Source organism: Streptomyces aurantiogriseus (assembly GCF_014649375.1).
In the GTDB taxonomy this organism is placed as follows: domain Bacteria; phylum Actinomycetota; class Actinomycetes; order Streptomycetales; family Streptomycetaceae; genus Streptomyces; species Streptomyces aurantiogriseus.
On record NZ_BMSX01000002.1, the window covers coordinates 1 to 19,352 of the forward strand.

Here is a 19,352-nt window from a genome sequence, read left to right on the forward strand (position 1 = left end):
AGACGGATCATGCCACCGGCCGGGCACGACACCCCACCCGCTATCACGCACCAACTCGTTAGGTCATCGAACGCACGCTGTCGTGGCTGGGCGGCTGCCGCCGCCTGCACCGCCGCTACGCCGAGCACTTCCTCGCCTTCGTCGGCCTCGCCAGCGCTCTGATCTGCTACCGGCGACTGCTGTGATCAACCATTCTGAGCAGCAACGCCGGCAAACAGAACAGTCGCCGCACCGAGAACAAGCAAGTGAACGGACCCGGCGATCCACAACCGCAGGCCCATCAACCCGCCACCCGCCACGACCGCTGAGCAACCGCAGATCCACGCCCCGCGCCGCCCGGCTTGGGCAGTGCGAATGCCGGAGGATCCAAGGGCGTCACCCGAGAACATCACATGCATCCCGAGCCAGAAGATCAGCATGGCCGACACCGGAAGAAGCGCGATCGCCAGCCCAAGATCCATCCACACCGAAGGACGCTGCATGTCCGCCAGCATGCCGCCCCATCCGTAGACGCACCTGAGCATGGTTACTCATCCTGCACGCCAACTCAGCTACAGGTCCCGGCAGTGCCGGAGTACTGGCGCTGCACTTCGGCGGAGGTGGTGCCTTTCTTCATGAAGCCGGTGTCGTCAAGGATCAACACACCGTCTGCTTGGCCGAGTTGTTCGGCCATGTATGCCTGGAGGTCGTCGCGGCGGCCATCGGCGTCCCAGCGGCTGTGGGAGAGCAGGTGCTGCGGGCCGTGTGGGCTGGTGTGGCCGGCGTGCTCGGCGAGCTGTTCGTCGATACGTCGTGCATCACGGCAACGGATTGCTCGGAGCGTTGACATTATGCGGCGCGGGCACACGTTCGCGGGACGGCCGGCCCAAGGCCACCCCACCCACGCCAAACCCTCGCTACACTCCCCACCGCCAGGCCGTTGACCAGCAAAAATACAGAAGTCCGGCTGGAGTACTAGAGGACGACGATCAAGATTGAACGGTCCCAACCATTTGGTTGAGGCCCAGATGCGTCACGTCAGGCGCTTTCTGGGACGCGATTCGACGCGTGGACACGGATTGATCTGTTTACTTAATGTGGCGAGGGTGCGGGCGCGAACCCCGAATTTAGGGTTCGCGCCCGCAGAATCACTTCTTGAGTCGCAGTTCGAGTCCACACCTGAGCGTTTGAGTGTAAACTACCTCGCCCTGCCGGTACTCGAACCTGCACTCACTTACATTCCTCTGGATCTTTCCGGTGACTCGAAGGTGCGCGACATAAAAGACGTCACTTACCTTCTTCGATTTCACCGTAAAACCCTCTTTAGAGTAATCCTTGAACTCTCTGTACTTGGGGGTGTAGGGATACCCCTCCGGAACAATGAGAGGCAACCCCTGGGTATCCTCGAGGTTGTAGGCCCCGTATCCGATCACTTCAATTCCCTGAGGTACATCCAGCACCTCGGCATTCGTGATCTTAACGTCGCGATCTGACATGTTTGTTGGCAGTGGCATAGCGAACCAGAATTCTTCGCCCACCGACGCCTGCGGATAACCAGCAGTTCCGGCCGAATGGTTGCCTCCGCTGAGGGCAGCACCAGCCCTCGCTTGCCCCGAAGGATTCGCACTCGAACATCCCGAGGCCGCGAAACATGCCGCTGCTATCGCGATAGCGAGACTAGTTCGAGTAAATGACGCCCATATGGGCCCCGGGAGGCGCACTGTAACCCCAAATGTAGTGCTTGCGTGCGGTCTTACCGCCCGCCCTGATGTTCTGCTTGTGGCTCGAGTCGTAGCTCGTGGAAGCGCCGAGGGACACGCCGAGCACCACAGCCGCCCCCGACCATTTGACGCTCTTGCCTACCTCAACCGCCCAGGTACCGTAGGGCGCCAGCCAGCTCCGGTACTTAGGGTTCGAATTCGCGTAGCGGACAGGCCCGTCAAGCTGCCTTGCATCCTTGCCGTAGGCGCCGACGGGCTGTCCGGCAGGAACCTTAAACTTACTGGGTCGAATTTCATAATAGGAATCCACGGGGACTCCACCGCAGCGCCAGGTCTTTTTGATCTTATTGTATTCGATCGGGACCTTCCACTGCTTGGCCACGTACGGGCCCCGCCAACTGAATCCAGAAACACCTGCTGCCGAGCTTCCAATGGAGGCCGACCCGCTCACGGACCAGAGACTACCCTTGGCACTGTAACCGACGTCGATGGTATTCGAGAGAGTCGACTTATATTCGACATTGCCGGCTGCATCCCAGTAGGCGTGCGACTCGCCCACGACGGTGTACGAGATCTGGCGAGAAACAACCTGCGAATCCCAATAGCAGGTGTCAGCACGTGGAGTTACCTGCTCGGAGGTGATGTCGGTACCGTTGATCAGGTACGGGTTGTGATCCTCCGGTGACGTCCCACGGTCACTCTGCCACCTTGGCGCCACCTGATTGGGGTCGTCTGTAGGCTGCGTATCCAGCTGTGCCGCATACGTGGTCTGCTGCTCCTCAGTGGTGGGGTCCGGGACGACCGTCTCAGGGTCGGCCAGCGCTGGGAGCAGTTTGACGCTGTTTCCGCCCTCTTCCTCAGTGACGGTCGTGGCGAAACGTGTGCGAGTACCCGTGCCGGGATCCTCAGGAGCGGCCGTCAAGTTATCCGTACCTACGAGCGTGACTCCGGATTCCGACCTACCCGTGGTCGTGGCAGTGACATTGAGCGCACCACCATTGTTGCTTACCGCGGTCTGCACCTCAGGTGGCAACGATTCCGGGATGGTCAGAGACCAGTTGCCGTCTGCGTCGGTTGTCGTCGAGCCAAGGTCGGGAAGATTGACGACGCTCTCGTTGTCCGCTGGCAGAAGGTCGGAAGCCTCTACAACAACGTTCATCCCAGCAGCCGGGCTTCCGTCAGGTAGAAGGAATCGACCGGAGACTACCTCGGGGCCCGATGGAGGAGGGCTGGTGGTCGACGCTGGAGGCACCGACGGGACGCTGGGATCATCAACCGGTATCTGGCCGAAGTAGGGCTTCTCGTCACCTGCGCTCGAGAGACAGGAAGCGGCAGCAGCGAAGACACTGCCCTTCAGTCCAACAGCGAAATCATCGTTGATGAGCGCCAGGGGCGATCCAGCGTACTTCTTGACCGCGCCGTCGGTGGTTTTGGTGTAGAACACGCCAGGCGCGGGGCTCCAAGCGGTCGCCGCGCCAGTTAGCCCAGTGGCGACGACGGTCCCGGCCGCACTGGGGCCGAGCGTGATGCTGTTGAGAGCAGCGCTGTAATCCCAAGACCGGATGGTTTCATTCAGCAAGCCGTAGATCTTGTTTCCAGTGGACCAGATGGACGTCGACTTGCTCAGCTCCACCAGGGCCGGGTTGGTGGCAGGGAGTTGCGCCAGCCGGGACATCCTTGCCGATGCCGTGGTCCCGTCCGGGAACTGCTCGACGTAAACATTGAGGTTGCCGGCCTCGTCGAAGTTGACAACCCTGCCGTCCGCGTCGGACCAGATACGCGTGTACGCATTCCAATTCTGCCCCGCCCGCGCCTCGTACGTGTACTCGAGGCTCAGTAGCGAGCCACCCGTCTCTGACTGATCCCTGAACGAGCCCAAAGTGCGGGCGTCCCAGCCCCCGCCTATCTGGCCGATCTTGAAAAGGCGTGTACCGCCGCCAGAAAAGACACGGTGCCCGTACGCCAGACCGGCACTCTTCTCAGCACTGAAGAGGTGGCCAGCGCTCTGCGGGTCCCAGTCTACGTATCGCCTCAGAGTTGAAGTGAGCGACGGCGACCCGTTGGGCGTTACCACATAGGTAGGTATCGCTGACGGGCACGAGGCGGCAGCTGCAGCCGCCGTCTGCGTCGACGCACCGATGGCGGGTGACCCCGTAAGTGCGCCAGCCAGCAGTGCAGTTACACAGATACCGCCCGTCATCTGGGCCACAGATCTGGATGAGCGACTGCTCATTGATTCCCCCCTGGAATCCATGCGATCCCTCCCTCGAGGTGATCGCTTGGCGGAATCAAACCACGGGCATTCTCATCGCGGCCACCACCTTGTAACCAGGATGTGTCGGTTTTGAGAGCTAAAGATCTAGATCATCCGCACGGATATGAGGATTTCTTGAGCTTGGAGACGCCCGGAGCTTTCGACCGAACCGCACGTGGACGAACACCGCGCCTGGATCCGGCATCGAGTCTGGCCCGCGCCGCAACCGGCCGCCAGATCTGGGAACTCCGCGCCGAGCTCTACCCGCACCTGCAGTTTCTGCCCCGGACCGAGTACCAGCTCAGCGACCTGGACCCGCGCTGGGTCGTGCCCGTACGACGCTGTCTCGAACGGCTGGAGGCCTCGACCGCCGCGTGGGACCCGTCCGCGTCGAACGAGCCGGAGTGGCAGTCCAAGGTGACCCCCGAGGGCGAAACACGCAAGCGGGTGTGCAAGTTCCAGGACTTGGACGGCGAGGAGCGGACATTCCACCTCCACGCTCGTTTCACCCCGGGAGCCGGGCGCATCCACTTCCGCCTGATCGGGGCGGAAGGCAAGATCCGTATCGCCCACGGAGGCAGCAAGATCCGTCCTGACCTCTGACAGGTCCCGGTTCCCGGCTGAAGGGGCCGGGAGGTCCTACTGCCGGTACCCGCTGAGGAACCGCCCGATCCGCCCGATCGCCGCCTCCAGATCCTCCGCGTACGGCAGGGTGAGGATGCGGAAGTGGTCGGGGGTGGGCCAGTTGAAGCCGGTGCCCTGGACCACCTGGATCTTCTCGCGGAGCAGGAGGTCCAGGACGAACTTCTCGTCGTCGTGGATCTTGTGCACCTCGGGGTCGAGGCGCGGGAACGCGTACAGCGCGCCCTTGGGCTTGACGCACGACACGCCCGGGATCTCGTTGAGCTTCTCCCAGACGACGTCCCGCTGCTCGCGCAGTCGTCCACCCGGTGCGGTCAGTTCGTGGATGGACTGGCGGCCGCCGAGCGCGGCCTGGATGGCGTACTGGGCGGGCGCGTTGGCGCACAGGCGCATGGAGGCCAGCATGGTGAGGCCCTCCAGGTAGTCCTTCGCGTGCTGCTTGGGTCCGGTGACGACCAGCCAGCCCGAGCGGAAGCCCGCCACCCGGTAGGTCTTCGACAGGCCGCAGAAGGTCAGGACCACGAGGTCAGGCGCGAGCGCGGCGGCGGAGTGGTGGACGGCGTCGTCGTAGAGGATCTGGTCGTAGATCTCGTCGGCGAAGACCATCAGGCCGTTGCGGCGGGCCAGGTCGAGGATGCCCTCGACGATCTCCTTCGGGTAGACGGCCCCGGTGGGGTTGTTCGGGTTGATGATGACCACGGCCTTCGTGCGGTCCGTGATCTTCGACGCCATGTCGTCCAGGTCCGGGTACCAGTCGGACTGTTCGTCGCAGAGGTAGTGGACCGCCTTGCCGCCGGCGAGGGTCGTCACCGCCGTCCAGAGGGGGAAGTCGGGGGCCGGGATCAGGATCTCGTCACCGTCCTCCACCAGCGCCTGTACGGCCATGGAGACCAGCTCGGAGACGCCGTTGCCGAGGAAGACGTCGTCGACGTCGACCTCCAGGCCCCGGTTCTGGTACCGCTGGGCGACCGCCCGGCGGGCGGAGAGGATGCCGCGCGAGTCCGTGTAGCCGTGCGCCTGCGGGAGCATCCGGATCATGTCCTGGAGGATCTCCTCCGGCGCCTCGAAGCCGAAGAGCGCCGGGTTGCCGGTGTTCAGGCGCAGCACGCTGTGGCCCGCCTCCTCCAGTGCGTTGGCGTGCTCGATCACCGGGCCGCGGATCTCGTAACAGACCTCGCTGAGCTTGTTCGACTGCCGGAACTCCATGCGCGCTCGCCCCTCCGGTATTGGTGTTGCTTGGTTTTACCAAGTTCCGGCTTGGAAAGTCCAACGACATGTCTAGACTGCGTCGCATGTCTCGTCGCCGAAGCTACGACCAGTACTGTTCCGCCGCCCGCGCGCTCGACGTCGTCGGCGACCGCTGGACCCTGCTGATCGTCCGGGAACTGCTCGCCGGCCCGCGCCGCTACACGGACCTGCACGCCGATCTGCCGGGCGTCAGCACGGACGTACTCGCCTCGCGGCTGAAGGACATGGAGCGGGACGGGCTCTCCACCCGCCGCCGACTGCCTCCTCCCGGCGCGGCCTACGTGTACGAACTCACCGAGCGCGGACGGCAGTTGCTGCCCGTCCTCCAGGCGCTCGGGGCGTGGGGGCAGACGGAGCTGGGCGAGCGGCGGCCCACCGACGCCGTCCGCGCCCACTGGTTCGCCCTGCCCCTGCTGCGCGCGCTGGAGGGGCAGGAGAGCGGGCTCGTCGAAGTCCGGGTGGAGGAAGGGGACTTCCATCTGTTCGTGGGTGCGGTGGAGGGTCCCGTGTACGGCGAGGGGCCCGCGCCCGGGGAGCCCGACGCGCGGCTCGTCCTGGACGTCGGCACCTGTACGGCCGTGGCGCAGGGGGAGGTGAGCCTGCGCGACGCGGTGCGGGCCGGGCGGATCGGCGTGAGCGGGGACGGCACGCTCGCCAAGGCGTTGCGGGAGGCATGAGAGAGGGCCCACCGCAGTGCTGCGGTGGGCCCTCTGAGGAAGTGTCAGGCGGCTGGTGGGACCCGTGTGGGGCGTCCCGAGCCGCGCGTCAGCGCGTACCCGCCGATCCCGGCGAGCGCGGCCAGTATGCCGCCCACCGCCGTCCACACCCACCGGTCCGACCACCATCCGGACGACCAGCCGTCCTCCGGCTCGATGCTCGACAGGACGGCCGAGGCCGACGCATCCTCCTCATCGGCCTCGGACGTGACCGCGACACCCGGCACCAGCGGCTCGGCCAGCGAGCCGTCCACCGCCGCCGACCCGCCGATGTCCTCCGAGTCCACCCGCAGTTCGGCGTCCATCGGGAGACCGAGGTCGGCCGTCTTCAGGCCGACGACCGTCAGGCGGACGTAGTACGTCCCCGGCAGCGGGTCGTCGGCCCACGGCTCGGACCAGGCGCGGACCGTGCGCAGGACACAGGCCAGATCGACGGAGGCGGTGCCCGGGGCGGCGGTCCGCGCCTGGGCGCCGTACTGGCAGGCCTGGCGGCGGCGCAGGCCGTCGTACACGTCGATCTGCCAGGTCTGGCCGGCGTGCTCCTGCGGGAGCTTCACCTTCGCCTTGACCGTGGGCCGCTGTCCCGCGTCGGCCGGGAACGACCAGTACAGGTAGTCGCCGGCGGAGCCGCTCGCGGTGACCGTCCGGCCCTGGTCGATCTCCGCCGCCGTACGGAACGACGTGCCCGCCTCGGTCGGTGCCGAGCTGTCCTCCGAGGGGCTCGCGGAGGGGGTGGAGTCGGCCGCGGCGGGGCCGGCCGCCAGGCCGAGGGCCAGCAGGGTCGCGCTCACCACGCGTGTGATCCGCATCAGTTGGTCCTCCAGATCGAGACACGCCAGCGGGACAGCCAGCCCCAGAGCAGACCCGCGAGGAAGCCGGTCAGCACCAGGGCGCCGAGCAGCCACCAGCCGCGGCCGAGACCGAAGGAGGCCACGTCGCTCGCCTGCGAGGGGCCGTCGACGACGTCCACGGTCAGTTCCAGCGGCATGCCGGGCGTGGTCTTCACCCCGGAGGCCGCAGAGAAGGAGTTCGTCACCTGGAGGCACACGGTCTCGGCCGGCGCCTCGTCCTCGTCGCTCTCCGCCTTCGGGTAGCGCAGACCGGTCGAGATCACGTCCGTACGGCCGATGCCCGCCGCCTCTCCGCGCACGATCTCCCGGCCGTGCACCGTGACCGCCCGCAACAGCACCCCGTAGTCGGGGTTCATGTCCCGGTCCGCCGACACGCTCACCGAGGCCCGCAGCTCCTGGCCCGGGTCGACGTCCACGCGGTACCAGCGCTCCTGGCCGAACTCCTCACGGTCGGTGTACAGACCCGACTTCAGCGTCGGCGCCTTCGCGCAGGAGTCCGCGCCCTGCGTGGCGACCGGCGTCACCACGGGGTCCGCCGCCCGGTCCACCAACTGGTTGACGCGGTCGGTGAGTTCGTCGGTGTGCTCCACCGAGGTGTACGTACCGCCGGTGGCCTCGGCGATGCAGCTGAGCTGCTGCCGCATCTTGACGTTGGGCACCAGACCGAGGGTGTCGATGGTCAGGCCGATGCCCTTGGCCGCGATCTCGCGGGCCACCTCGCACGGGTCGAGCGGCGCGCAGGTGTCCTCGCCGTCGCTGATCAGCACGATGCGCTTGGAGCCGGTGCCGCCGTCGAGGTCGTCGGCCGCCTTCAGCAGGGCGGGACCGATCGGCGTCCAGCCGGTGGGGGAGAGGGTCGCCACCGCCGTCTTGGCCTCGGTCCGGTCCAGCGGGCCGACCGGGTACAGCTGCGCGGTGTCCTTGCAGCCCGCCTTCCGGTCGTCCCCCGGGTAGTTGGCGCCGAGGGTGCGGATGCCGAGAAGAACGTTCTCCGGGGTCGCGTCCAGCACCTCGTTGAACGCCTGCTTGGCCGCGGCCATCCGCGTCCCGCCGTCGATGTCCTTCGCCCGCATCGAACCGCTGACGTCGAGGACCAGGTCGACCTTCGGGGCGCTGGCTGTGGTCTCGTCGGCGACCGCCCCGGCCGGGAACGCGATCCCGGCCGCGAGCGCGGCGAGCAGGGCGCACACGCCCGCCGCCAGCCGTTGTGTTCTGATCATCGGCGGATCTTATTGATCAGAGGTGTCCGGCCACAAAACGGCCTCCGGGCTACGGTGCACGCAGCGGACCGGGCAGCTCCGCCCATTGGTCACCGGCCACCCCGGGCGACAACCGCATCAGCGTCAACGCCTTCACCGGCAGCGGCTCCTCGCACAGCGCGGTGAGGTCCGCGGTACGCGGCACCTCCCGTACGGCCGCCTCCAGCGCCGCCCCCAGGGCCTCCCCGCTTCCCGCGGTCGACGCCAGCGCGCCCGCCACCAGCGAGCCGAACAGCTTGCGCCGCAGTGCGCTCACGTCGTCCGTGAGGATCCGCTCCGGCAGCTCGGGCAACGTCCGCAGCGGCAGACCGTGGTGGGCCAGCCGGGCCGGGCTGACGCGGATGTCGGCGAGGTCGCGGTAGACCAGCCGCAGCGGGGCGCCCGACGCCGACAGCACGACCAGCAGGTTCTGCCCGTGCGCCTCCAACGCGACGCCCAGCTCCAGCAGCCGCAGCCCGACGGAGAGCGCGAGCCGCGCGAACTCCGCCAGCCACGCGGGGGAGGCGGGCAGTTCGGTGGTGGCGAGGGCCGCCACCGGTACGACATGCTCACCCGGGCCCGCGTACACGGCCGGCGACTCACGCAACACGGCCGCCAGGTCGGGTGAGTCGGCGGTGGCCGCGCCCCACGTCCGCGTCATGTGGAGCAGTCCGTCCGTGCGCGCCGCCAAGGTCTCCGCGAACGCCGAGAGGGCCGCCGAGGAGACCACCGAGCCGACGGAGATGTCCCGCACGGAGGACGTCAGCCGGGCGCTCAACGCCGTCTTCACCTGCGGTCCGTCCGGCACGGCGAGCGTGCGCAGCGACATCAGCGGATGCGCCGCGAGACCCTCCTCGCACGTCCGCTTGAGCACGTGCGCCGCCTGCCACGGATGCACGGGGATCAACAGCCGCTCCCCGTCCCGCAGCTCCCCGGGCCACTCACCCGCGACGAGACACTCCTCACGCGGCACCGGCAGCAGCCCCAGCCGCACCGAGGGCGGCCGGTGCTCCGGTCCGTACGCGAGCTGCTCGGCGACCGAGAAGCCGGGCCGCGAACGGCAGTTGGGGTGGTACGGATGCCCGTCGACGACCCGCTGCTCCCACTCCCAGTCGTGCGCGGGCCACTCCTTCGAGTGAGGGCCCTGGCCGGCCCGGGACAGGGCCAACGACGCCACACTGTGGGCGAGTTCGGCCGCGAGGCCCCCGCCGTGCGGCACGGCCAGGTCCGTCATCAGCCGCGCGGGATCGTCGTACACCACCCCGCCGCCCGCCGCCCCGTCCAGGCGTACGGCGGTCACGTACGCGGCGGTCGCGTACGGGTCGGCGAGCGGGCCGTGCAGGCGGCGGCCGTCGGTGAGGCGCAGCGCGAGGCCCTCCCGGCCCGGCTCGCGGCGCTCGATCCACGGCAGCGGCTCATGGGCGAGCGCCCGCCACAGCCGCGTCAGCACGGCCGCGCGGGCGCCGGGCAGCTCGGCCGCGAACCGCGGTCCGAGCGCGGGGCGCACGGTGGCGAGCTCGGCGGCCAGCTCGGCCTCGGCGGTGGGGGGACGGTGCACGGGCGGGCTCCTCGGGTACGAGTAGGACGTCGGGGCGGGGCCGTGACGCCAGCGATACTGATCATCCCCGCCCGAAAGAACCGTAGGGAACGAGTACAACGCGTGGACCTCATCCCCCCGCCCGCCGAGGCCGTGGCGCCCGCCGACCCCACCGCACGCACCGGCGTCGACGGCCTCGCCGACGCCTACGCGGCCACGCCGCTGCTGAACTGCCTGCTGCGGGAGGTGGCCGAGCCGCTGCCCGAGCGCGGCGGACGGCTCGTGTACCGGCTGCCCTCCGGCCGCCCGCTGCGCGTCCGCGGCAACCGGCGCCCCGCCGAGCCCGAGGTCCACGCGGCCGGCGCCTGGCACCGCCTCGACCACGCCGGCCTCGTCACCCTCGTCGCGGAGGAACTGCGCCGCCACACCGGCCTCGTCAACCGCGAGCTGCCCGCCGAGATGCTCGACAGCAGGGACGCGGTGGCCGCCCTGCTCACCGCACGCGCGCGTGCCACCCCGCCGGCCGACCCCTACCTGCGCTCCGAGCAGTCCCTCGTCACCGGCCACCCCCACCACCCCGCCCCCAAGGCACGCGGCGGCGGCCCGGCCACCGCCTGGCTGCCGTACGCCCCCGAGGCACACGCCCGCTTCCCGCTCGTCCTTCTCGGCCTGCGCGAGGACCTGGTCGTCGAGGAGGGCGACACCTCCGCCCTCGACGCGCTCGGCGAGGCACCGCCCGGCTACCGGCTGCTGCCCGCCCATCCCTGGCAGCTCGACCTGGCACGCCGCGCCCTCGCGCCGGCCTTCGCCGACGGCCGTCTGATCCGGCTCGGCACAACCGCGTACGAGACCTGGCCGACCGCCGCCGTGCGCACGGTGTACGCGCCCGAGCGGGACCTGTTCCTGAAGTTCAGTCTCGACGTGCGCATCACCAACGACATCCGCCGGCTGTGGCGCCACGACCTGCTGAAACTCCGCCGGACCGACGCGGCCGTCACGAAGGCCTTCGCAGCGGTCGACGGCCGGGCGGCCTGGCTGAGCGACCGCGGCTACCGCACCGCCGCCTTCGCCTTCGAGGAGCTGGCCGTTCTCGTCCGCGACGGGCTCGGCGACCATGTCCTGCCCGGCGCGACCCCCCTGCTCGCCGCGGGCCTCGTGGAGGGCTCCCGGGACAGCCCCCTGGCCGGCGCGGCGGACCCGGCGGCCTGGTGGGAGGCGTACCTCGCCGCCGTCGTGCCCCCGGCGCTCGCGGCCTTCGCCGGCCACGGCGTCGTCCTCGAGGCCCACCTGCAGAACACGCTGGTCGCCGTCGACGCCGACGGCCTCCCCGTGCAGGCCCTGTTCCGGGACGCGGAGGGCGTCAAGCTGCTGCCGGACGTGTCCCGCGCCGCCGGCTGGGAGCGACTGGTGTACTGCCTGGTCGTCAACCACCTCACCGAGGTCGCCGCAACCCTGGCCGAGTACCACCCCGGCCTGGACCCCTGGCCCGCCGCCCGCCACGAGCTGGACCGGCATGACCTCCCCGAGGCTCGTGCCCTGCTCACCGCGCCCACCCTGCCCGGCAAGACCAACCTCCTGCTGCGCTGGACCGGCGCGGACGGCGCCGACGCCCGCTATCTGCCCCTCCCGAACCCCCTGGCCTGTACATGATCTGCGCTCGCGCTGCACGCCCGTGGACCTCGGCGCTCGGGCGCAGTGGCGGTGCGCGCTCACGGACGTCACCGCGGCCGGTGGATTGCTCACGTGTGCACGCCCGATATCGCGCGCTCGGGAGCGCGGCCCTTTCCGCGGGTCGGGCGTCCTGCGCGCTACTTCCGGGCCCCGGCCCTTTCTGCCGTTGCTTGTCGATGGCTGCCGTCTGCGGTGTCCGCGCGGGCGGCGAGCTCTGCTGTCGAACGGACGTGAACGCTCGTCGGGCGACCGATCGTTCAGGATCGTGCTGCCCGCGCGGCTCCGGCATTGTGCCGACGCGCTCGCGATGTGAGTGCGGTGCCGTTGCGGGCTCGTGGCCCGGTGGTCACTTCGGCTGGGGGTGGCCGAAGAGCAGGTCGTAGCCATCGGGGAGCTGGATCAGGATCCGGTTCATCAGGTCTTCGCCTGCGGTGTCGGCCACGACGCTGAGCACGGCGCTGACATCCCACGTGGCGGTCTTCTCCGTCGCGCCTTCGATCCAGGCCGCGGTTGCCCGGATGAACCGCTCGGGCGGAAGAGGCTCGTGTGCCTGGAGCGGGTTGAGCAGTACCAGCGCCATCGTCTCGGGGAGCCGGGCGGCCAGCTCGGCCCGCGCCTCGCCCACGAGATGCGCGCCCAGCAGGGCGAGGACGACGCGGGAAGCCCGTTCCGCCTCCTCCCGTGAGGGATATTCGCCACGTTCCTGGACCGCGGACAAAAACGCGTCCCACTGCATACGCATGATGTCCTCCCGGGCAGACGGCCACGACTGTGGCTGCGGAGGTGATGTCACCGAGCACAGCCGACGTCCAGCACTTCGATCACGTCTCCGTGGAGGGTGTACACGAGCCAGCACCACTCACCGAACGCTGCGGCCAGTTCCGTGACCTGGATCTTCGGTTCCTCGGCCACAGACGCGATGAGTGTGATGATCTCCTCGTGCACGGTGTCCGGGACGTCGAACAGTGCGTTGGCGGCCCGCTGGACCAGTTCGACTTTCATGTCGCCCCCCGCGGACGGCAGGAGCAGCACGGTACGAAAGCTGTGCACTAGACACGATAAATCCTTGACCGCAGCCGAGACCTGTCGCACGTGAGCGTCCTGGCCGACCGGGTATCCGGTCGACGTCCGAAACCGCCGGGGGGATCCCCCACTGTCCGGGCGAGGAGGATTCGATGGCTCAGCAGGTTCGGGAAGTCATGACGAGAGACCCGGTCGGGGTAGCGCCGCAGACGCCGTTGGTCGAGGTGGCGCGCCGTATGCGGGATGAGAACATCGGCGACGTCCTGGTCATCGAGGACGACCACCTGCGCGGTGTGGTCACCGACAGGGACCTGGTGGTGCGGGGTCTTGCCGAGGGCGCCGACATCAGCAGCAAACCGGTGCAGGAGGTCTGCAGCACGGAGACGGTCACGGTCTCTCCGGACGACGACGTGGACCGCGCGATCCAGCTGATGCGGGAGCGGGCGATACGCCGGCTGCCGGTCGTGGAGGAGGACCGGCCGGTGGGCGTCATCTCGCTGGGCGACCTCGCCGTCGAACGTGACCCGCACTCGGCGCTCGGCGACATCAGCGCCGCCGATCCGAACCAGAGAGGCACCTGCCGCCGATCAGCCGTGTCGGATTCCAGGTCACCTACGTGGCGGGCGGGCTTCCTCACAACGCCCGCCCGCCGGTTCTTTGCGGGCACCCCACCCCGCCCGCCGCGCCGCGGCTACCGCTGCGGGACGGCGAGTTCACGGCCGCGGTAGAAGCCTTCCCGCTCTTCGGCGACGTAGGGGGCCATCGCCGCGCGCCGCTGCGCCTCGGGCTCCGAGGTCCGCCAGGAGTCGCATGCTTCTCTGGAGTCCCAGAAGGACACCCCTGTGATCTCCTGTCCGTCCTCTGACCAGTACGCGAACGCGCGGCGCAGACCCTTCGGGTACGGATCCGGTCGCCATGCCCTCTCGAAATCCTCCAGGGTGCCCGGCCGAAGGCGGCGCGTGGTCACCCAGACGAACTGCTCCTCCACCGCAGCCTCCTCTGCCACGCCGGTTCGGCCTGCCGACCCCTCTTGGATCACCGTAGGTCCAAGACGCCACCTCCGCCTGCCCAGCGATCGCGATCGGCCGAGCAGGGCCACGACCCGCGTGCGTGGACGTCTGCCTGCGGGTGGCCGCGGCCGGGATGCAGATGCTGCCGGCCGCGGGGGAGGCTGGTGCCATGTCTGAGCGCCGTGTGATCGTCTTCCCGCCGTCCGAGACCGGAGGCCGCCAGGTGCGCCTCGACGGAGACGTTCTCGGCACCGCGTACAGCCTGCACGACCTGACCGTCTTCCTGCGGAACGCCGGCCTGCCGCACTGGGACGAGGTGGACGTTGCCGAGTCGGGTCTTGTCGAGTGGCACGGGGGAGGGCCGGAGGTGTGGAAGCCGTGAACGACAACGGCGTGGCACCTGGCTGCCACCGGGTGAGACGGTCCCGCGACGGTCGACGGACGCTGTCATCCACGTGAGCGATGCCAAGCCAGGATGGCCGAGGTCCAGATCATGCCGACCATCTGCTGGGCGGTCGCCTCACCGGCTCCTTGGTCCATGTTGTTCGGCGCTGGTTCCACCGGCCGGGCGGGTGGGGCTGCGGGCGCGGCGCCCTGCGGCAGACCGGCAGCCAGGCAGGGGACCGGGGACTCCCTCACCGCATGCTTCTCCTTTGATCACAGTCGGCGTCGGCGGCGTTCCGGACGGCGGACCCAGCTGCTGTTGCAGGCCCTCGCCGTGCGGCGGTGGCACATTAACCGCCCTGGCTCACTCCGCCCGGCACGGACGGCATCGTGGCCCGGAGCGATTCACCCGATCGACCGAGCGGGATGCCGGCGCTCGCAGCGCCAGCCGGCCGGGCGACGCTGCGGATGTCGGCGGGGCAGCCGTTGCGGGTGTCGGCCGGGCAGCCGTTGCCTTGCTCACGGGGCGATCTTCGGGCTGCTCGTTGAGGATGGCTCGGGGCCCGATCGCAGGAAGAGTCCGGTTGCGACGGCCCGCCGACAGCGAGGGAGTCTTTGATGGCAGTGACGACGAACGCGCTCATTCCGGCGTTGGAAGACGTCCGTCAGGCCCACGCAGCGGTCCTCGACCGTTTCCGGTCCGATGTGAACGTCACTCCTGTCGGCCCGCACCGGTCGGCACTGGAAGACCACATGGCGGCCACGCAGGAGCACATCGCCCGCATTGACGACCGTCTCCGCGTCCTGCGCCCCCGTCGCCCCCTGCAGGACACGATCCAGTCGGTCGGGCTCCTTGCCCGCGACGCCGTCCGGCTGACCCGGCTGCCCTGGGAGATCGGCGCACTGATCGCCGCCGAGGCCATGCGCGGTCGGCAGTCGGCCGGCGAGCGCCGCTTGCTGAGGAACGCCGAGGACGAGTACGCGATCACCGCGCGGGCGGTGGCAGCCTGCCGGGCCGGTCAGAGCATTGCCGAAGGGGCCCGCGACCGGGCTGCCGCCGACCTGTTCGAGGCGCTGCTGCGCCAGGACGAGGAACTGCTGCGACGGCTTCAGGACAGCCTTGCCGAACACGCCGCGGCCGTTGCGGCAGAAGCCGACGGCGGTCGTCGTCCAGCCGCCGAAGGCGGGCCGGACGAGGAGGCCGCGCGCGCGGCCGACGAGACACCGGGCGCGGTCACCCGGGCCGAGGATCTGCCGGTATCCGGCTATGAGCAGCTCGGGGTCAGCGACATCACCGGTCAACTGCGCATGCTGTCCCAGGCGGATCTCACCGTCATCGAGGGCTACGAGCGAGCGCATGCCCACCGGCCCGAGATCCTCAACACCATCGAGCGGCTGCGCGGTAGCCAGCCCTGGCCCGTCTACGACGACATGACGACCGAGCAGATCAAAGCCCGCCTCCACAGCGCCGACCCCGTCGTGGCCGGGCAGGTGCTGGAGTACGAGCGCGACCATCGTCGGCGCACTGCGGTCATCACTGCCGCCGAGGCGCGCATCGCCCTGTGACGATGGGTACCCCCTCCGTCGGACAGCGCGTGAGCAGCCGCTGTCCGCAGCGGGCGGCACCTGGGGGACGGAACACCGCCGGCGTGAACCGCGTCAGAGCCACGAATCCGTCTCGAGCGAGGTGGCGGGCGCGCTGACCGACCTGGTCGGCGGCCACCTCCCGGTCGCCGCGATGGACACCGCCAAGGACTCGCTGGGCGGCGGCCTCGCCGTCGCCCAGCAGGTCGCGAAGAGGCCGCAAGGCGGAGCCCAGCAGGCCCAGGCCCTGGTCGACGCGGTCATGCTGGAAGCAGGGGAGGCCGTGGCTACTATGCTCACTTCATGCCGGAGGCCGGAACCAAGGGGCGCGCCGCCGTTGACGGGCTGCTGGGGAGACAGGGAGACGAGCATGCCGGTCGCTACCCCCAGATTCTCCCCAGGACTGATCGTGGACGTTTCGCCGGATTGCACCGCGTGGGAGCTGACCGTGGGATATAAGGTAATCAGGCTGTGAGGCCTTGGAAGATGTTGAGAGAGGTGGCCGCCACCCGCTACATCCAGCCCTTGCGCTCCGGCGGCTCCGTCCCCGGCGTCGTCGAGGCCGACGACCTGGGCACGTACGTCGTGAAGTTCACCGGCTCCGCGCAGGGCCGCAAGGCGCTGGTCGCGGAGATCGTCGTCGGAGAGCTGGCGCGGGCCCTGGGGCTGCGCTTCCCGGAGCTGGTCATGGTCCACTTCGACCCGGCGATCGCCGAGAGCGAGCCCCACCAGGAGGTGCGGGACCTGCACCGCGCGAGCGCGGGAGTCAACCTCGGCATGGACTACCTGCCGGGCGCGAAGGACTTCACCCCCGAGGTCGCCAGGACCTTCCGCGTCGACCCCCTGGAGGCGGGCCGGATCGTCTGGCTCGACGCCCTCACCGTCAACGTGGACCGTACGGTCCACAGCTCCAACCTGATGCTCTGGCCGACGTTCGGCACCGTGCCCCCGCGCCTGTGGCTGATCGACCACGGCGCCGCCCTCGTCTTCCACCACCGCTGGGACGGTTCGGACCCCGCGAAGGCCTACGACTTCCGCCACCACGCCCTCGGCCACTACACGCCCGACGTGCGCGCCGCCGACGCCGAGCTGGCGCCGAAGGTCACCGAGGAGCTGCTGCGGGAGATCGTCGCCGAGGTCCCGGACGCCTGGCTCGCGGACGAACCCGGCTTCGCGACGCCCGACGACGCCCGGACGGCGTACGTGGACTACCTGCACGCGCGCGTGCGGGCCTCCGCGGCCTGGCTGCCCACCGACTTCCCCACCCGGGAGGAGCTCGCCGCCGAGGAGGCCCTGCGCGCGGCGAAGACCCAGCAAGGACGGCCGAGCTGGCTCAAGCGGGTCCCCGACCTGCACGGCAAGCCGGCCGCGGAACAGGATTGGTCGGTGCACCTGGGATGACGGACCCCGCCGTGGACGTGACCCACCGCGTTCAGATCGAGTACTGCACGCAGTGCCGCTGGCTGCCGCGCGCCGCCTGGCTCGCCCAGGAGCTGCTGACGACCTTCGAGGAGGAGCTGGGCGAACTGGCCCTCAAGCCCGGTAAGGGCGGGGTCTTCGTGGTCCGGGTGAACGACGAGGTCGTCTGGGACCGTCGCGAGCAGGGCTTCCCGGAGCCGACGGCCGTCAAGCGGCTCGTACGCGACCGAGTGGCCCCGGGGAGGTCCCTGGGCCACTCGGACAGACCCGCGTGAGCGTCAGCCCTTGAGCTGCTCGTACGCCGGCAGGGTGAGGAAGTCCGCGTAGTCCTCGTCGAGGGAGACCTGGAGCAGCAGGTCGTGGGCCTGCTGCCAGTGCCCGGCCGCGAAGGCCTCCTCGCCGATCTCCGCCCGGATGCTCGCGAGTTCCTCCGCGGCGACCTTGCGGGCCAGCTCGGGGGTGGCCTTCTCGCCGTTCTCGAACTCGACGCCGGCGTTGATCCACTGCCAGATCTGGGAGCGGGAGATCTCCGCGGTGGCCGCGTCCTCCATCAGGTTGAAGATGGCGACCGCGCCGAGACCGCGCAGCCAGGCCTCGATGTAACGGATGCCGACCTGCACGGCGTTGACGAGCCCGGGATACGTCGGCCTGGCGTCCAGCGAGTCGATCGCGATCAGGTCGGCCGCCTCGACGTGGACGTCCTCACGGAGGCGGTCCTTCTGGTTCGGCTTGTCGCCGAGGACCCGGTCGAAGGACTCCATGGCGATCGGCACCAGGTCGGGGTGGGCGACCCAGGAGCCGTCGAAGCCGTCGTTCGCCTCACGGTCCTTGTCGGCGCGGACCTTCTCGAAGGCGACCTTGTTGACCTCGGCGTCCCGGCGCGAGGGGATGAAGGCCGCCATGCCGCCGATCGCGTGCGCGCCGCGCTTGTGGCAGGTACGGACGAGGAGTTCGGTGTACGCCCGCATGAACGGGGCCGTCATCGTGACCGCGTTGCGGTCCGGGAGCACGAACCTGGCGCCGCCGTCACGGAAGTTCTTGACGATGGAGAACAGGTAGTCCCAGCGGCCGGCGTTCAACCCGGAGGCGTGGTCGCGGAGTTCGTAGAGGATCTCCTCCATCTCGTACGCGGCCGTGATCGTCTCGATGAGGACGGTGGCGCGGATGGTGCCCTGAGGGATGCCGACGTAGTCCTGCGCGAAGACGAACACGTCGTTCCACAGGCGGGCTTCGAGGTGCGACTCGGTCTTCGGGAGGTAGAAGTACGGGCCCTTGCCGAGGTCGAGCAGGCGCTGGGCGTTGTGGAAGAAGTAGAGGCCGAAGTCGACGAAGGCGCCGGGGACCTGGCTGCCGTCGGCGTCGACGAGGTGACGCTCGTTCAGGTGCCAGCCGCGCGGGCGCATGACGACGGTGGCGAGCTCGTCGTTCGGGCGCAGGGCGTACGACTTCCCGGACCCCGGGTCGGTGAAGTCGATGTTCCGGGTGTAGGCGTCGGCGAGGCTGATCTGGCCGAGGACGACGTTCTCCCAGGTCGGCGCGGAGGCGTCCTCGAAGTCGGCGAGCCACACCTTGGCGCCCGAGTTGAGGGCGTTGATGGTCATCTTGCGGTCGGTGGGGCCGGTGATCTCGACGCGGCGGTCGTCCAGGGCCGCGGGGGAGGGGGCCACCTTCCAGGAGTCGTCGGCGCGGATCGCGGCGGTCTCCGGGAGGAAGTCGAGGGTGGAGGTGCGGGCGATCTCGGCGCGGCGCTCCGCGCGGCGGGCGAGGAGCTCGTCGCGGCGGGGCGTGAACCGCCGGTGCAGCTCGGCCACGAAGGCCAGCGCCGCGTCGGTGAGGACTTCCTCCTGCCGGGGCAGGGGCTCGGCGTCGACGATGGCCAGCGGGGACGGCGCTGGTGCGGACATGAGCTGTCACTTCCTTCAGCGAGCGAGGCACCGGGTGCCAGGAGACCCGGGTAGGGCGGGGAGCACCCGAGGGCCGACCGAGTGCTTCTGATCAGTGGATACTAGTTTCCTCATCGTGGAAGTTCAATGGTTTGTTGATGTCGAGATTCTCCGGGGCGAGACAGGGTGGCT

At 69.4% G+C, this 19,352-nt stretch carries 19 protein-coding genes and 3 pseudogenes; 10 read left to right on the forward strand and 12 right to left on the reverse strand.

Annotated elements, in window-relative coordinates; genetic code table 11:
- Window positions 1-62: 62 nt before the first annotated feature.
- A pseudogene (locus IE263_RS48210) lies at window positions 63-185 on the forward strand (IS5/IS1182 family transposase); the annotation flags it as partial.
- On the opposite strand, the gene IE263_RS03485 reads toward IE263_RS48210, so the two are convergent.
- From IE263_RS03485 to IE263_RS03500, 4 genes and pseudogenes are all read right to left on the reverse strand, one after another.
- Window positions 186-494, reverse strand: coding sequence for a hypothetical protein (locus IE263_RS03485; protein ID WP_189932075.1), 309 nt, complete (start codon window positions 492-494; stop codon window positions 186-188).
- A gap of 65 nt (window positions 495-559) precedes the next feature.
- A pseudogene (locus IE263_RS03490) lies at window positions 560-847 on the reverse strand (transposase); the annotation flags it as partial.
- 280 nt (window positions 848-1,127) lie between these two features.
- Window positions 1,128-1,517: a hypothetical protein gene (locus tag IE263_RS03495; protein WP_189932080.1), complete on the reverse strand. Its 390-nt coding sequence runs from the start codon at window positions 1,515-1,517 to the stop codon at window positions 1,128-1,130.
- Window positions 1,518-1,656: 139 nt separating this feature from the next.
- Window positions 1,657-3,954 carry a hypothetical protein gene (locus tag IE263_RS03500; RefSeq protein ID WP_189932082.1) on the reverse strand — a complete coding sequence of 766 codons (2,298 nt, stop codon included), beginning with the start codon at window positions 3,952-3,954 and terminating at the stop codon, window positions 1,657-1,659.
- 141 nt (window positions 3,955-4,095) lie between these two features.
- Between IE263_RS03500 and IE263_RS03505 the strand changes: the two genes are divergently transcribed.
- Entirely contained in the window at window positions 4,096-4,557 is a 462-nt protein-coding gene (locus IE263_RS03505; RefSeq protein WP_189932084.1) for a hypothetical protein, read from the forward strand.
- A 36-nt stretch (window positions 4,558-4,593) separates the two neighbouring features.
- On the opposite strand, the gene IE263_RS03510 is transcribed toward IE263_RS03505, so the two are convergent.
- Window positions 4,594-5,802, reverse strand: coding sequence for a pyridoxal phosphate-dependent aminotransferase (locus IE263_RS03510; RefSeq protein WP_189932086.1), 1,209 nt, complete (start codon window positions 5,800-5,802; stop codon window positions 4,594-4,596).
- An 86-nt stretch (window positions 5,803-5,888) separates the two neighbouring features.
- On the opposite strand from IE263_RS03510, the gene IE263_RS03515 reads away from it, so the two are divergent.
- Window positions 5,889-6,521 (forward strand): winged helix-turn-helix transcriptional regulator, encoded by a 633-nt coding sequence (locus tag IE263_RS03515; RefSeq protein WP_189932088.1) that lies wholly within the window; start codon window positions 5,889-5,891, stop codon window positions 6,519-6,521.
- A gap of 44 nt (window positions 6,522-6,565) precedes the next feature.
- On the opposite strand, the gene IE263_RS03520 is transcribed toward IE263_RS03515, so the two are convergent.
- The 3 genes from IE263_RS03520 to IE263_RS03530 are packed head-to-tail and all read right to left on the reverse strand — an operon-like array spanning window position 6,566 to window position 10,207.
- Window positions 6,566-7,369 carry a hypothetical protein gene (locus IE263_RS03520; protein ID WP_189932090.1) on the reverse strand — a complete coding sequence of 268 codons (804 nt, stop codon included), beginning with the start codon at window positions 7,367-7,369 and terminating at the stop codon, window positions 6,566-6,568.
- Complete coding sequence (locus tag IE263_RS03525; RefSeq protein WP_189932092.1) at window positions 7,369-8,631, reverse strand: VWA domain-containing protein; 1,263 nt, start codon at window positions 8,629-8,631, stop codon at window positions 7,369-7,371. The genes IE263_RS03520 and IE263_RS03525 overlap by 1 nt, the downstream gene beginning before the upstream one ends.
- A 49-nt stretch (window positions 8,632-8,680) precedes the next feature.
- Window positions 8,681-10,207: an IucA/IucC family protein gene (locus IE263_RS03530; protein WP_189932094.1), complete on the reverse strand. Its 1,527-nt coding sequence runs from the start codon at window positions 10,205-10,207 to the stop codon at window positions 8,681-8,683.
- Between the two features lie 102 nt (window positions 10,208-10,309).
- Between IE263_RS03530 and IE263_RS03535 the strand changes: the two genes are divergently transcribed.
- A complete protein-coding gene (locus IE263_RS03535; protein WP_189932096.1) occupies window positions 10,310-11,836 on the forward strand; it encodes an IucA/IucC family protein in 1,527 nt (508 codons plus the stop codon).
- A gap of 367 nt (window positions 11,837-12,203) precedes the next feature.
- Here IE263_RS03535 and IE263_RS03540 read toward each other — a convergent pair whose 3' ends face one another.
- A complete protein-coding gene (locus IE263_RS03540) occupies window positions 12,204-12,599 on the reverse strand; it encodes a DUF2267 domain-containing protein (RefSeq protein WP_189932098.1) in 396 nt (131 codons plus the stop codon).
- Between the two features lie 47 nt (window positions 12,600-12,646).
- On the reverse strand, window positions 12,647-12,859 hold the full coding sequence (locus tag IE263_RS03545; RefSeq protein WP_189932100.1) for a hypothetical protein: 213 nt from the start codon (window positions 12,857-12,859) through the stop codon (window positions 12,647-12,649).
- Between the two features lie 173 nt (window positions 12,860-13,032).
- Here IE263_RS03545 and IE263_RS03550 point away from each other — a divergent pair, with 173 nt between their 5' ends.
- Window positions 13,033-13,608: a CBS domain-containing protein gene (locus IE263_RS03550; protein WP_189932102.1), complete on the forward strand. Its 576-nt coding sequence runs from the start codon at window positions 13,033-13,035 to the stop codon at window positions 13,606-13,608.
- Here the strand turns inward: IE263_RS03550 and IE263_RS03555 are convergent.
- The gene (locus tag IE263_RS03555) at window positions 13,572-13,868 is read right to left on the reverse strand and encodes a hypothetical protein (RefSeq protein ID WP_189932104.1); all 297 of its coding nucleotides are present in this window, start codon (window positions 13,866-13,868) and stop codon (window positions 13,572-13,574) included. The genes IE263_RS03550 and IE263_RS03555 overlap by 37 nt on opposite strands.
- A gap of 191 nt (window positions 13,869-14,059) precedes the next feature.
- On the opposite strand from IE263_RS03555, the gene IE263_RS03560 reads away from it, so the two are divergent.
- From IE263_RS03560 to IE263_RS03575, 5 genes and pseudogenes are all read left to right on the forward strand, one after another.
- Window positions 14,060-14,272 (forward strand): hypothetical protein, encoded by a 213-nt coding sequence (locus IE263_RS03560; protein ID WP_189932106.1) that lies wholly within the window; start codon window positions 14,060-14,062, stop codon window positions 14,270-14,272.
- A 620-nt stretch (window positions 14,273-14,892) separates the two neighbouring features.
- The gene (locus IE263_RS03565; protein WP_189932108.1) at window positions 14,893-15,840 is read left to right on the forward strand and encodes a hypothetical protein; all 948 of its coding nucleotides are present in this window, start codon (window positions 14,893-14,895) and stop codon (window positions 15,838-15,840) included.
- 133 nt (window positions 15,841-15,973) lie between these two features.
- Window positions 15,974-16,147 (forward strand): annotated as a pseudogene (locus IE263_RS49900) (MFS transporter); the annotation flags it as partial.
- A 197-nt stretch (window positions 16,148-16,344) separates the two neighbouring features.
- The gene (locus IE263_RS03570) at window positions 16,345-17,259 is read left to right on the forward strand and encodes a HipA family kinase (protein WP_189933123.1); all 915 of its coding nucleotides are present in this window, start codon (window positions 16,345-16,347) and stop codon (window positions 17,257-17,259) included.
- 17 nt (window positions 17,260-17,276) lie between these two features.
- On the forward strand, window positions 17,277-17,552 hold the full coding sequence (locus tag IE263_RS03575) for an Rdx family protein (RefSeq protein ID WP_189933120.1): 276 nt from the start codon (window positions 17,277-17,279) through the stop codon (window positions 17,550-17,552).
- Window positions 17,553-17,555: 3 nt separating this feature from the next.
- On the opposite strand, the gene aceB is transcribed toward IE263_RS03575, so the two are convergent.
- Complete coding sequence (aceB, locus tag IE263_RS03580) at window positions 17,556-19,181, reverse strand: malate synthase A (protein ID WP_189932110.1); 1,626 nt, start codon at window positions 19,179-19,181, stop codon at window positions 17,556-17,558.
- Window positions 19,182-19,352: the final 171 nt, after the last annotated feature.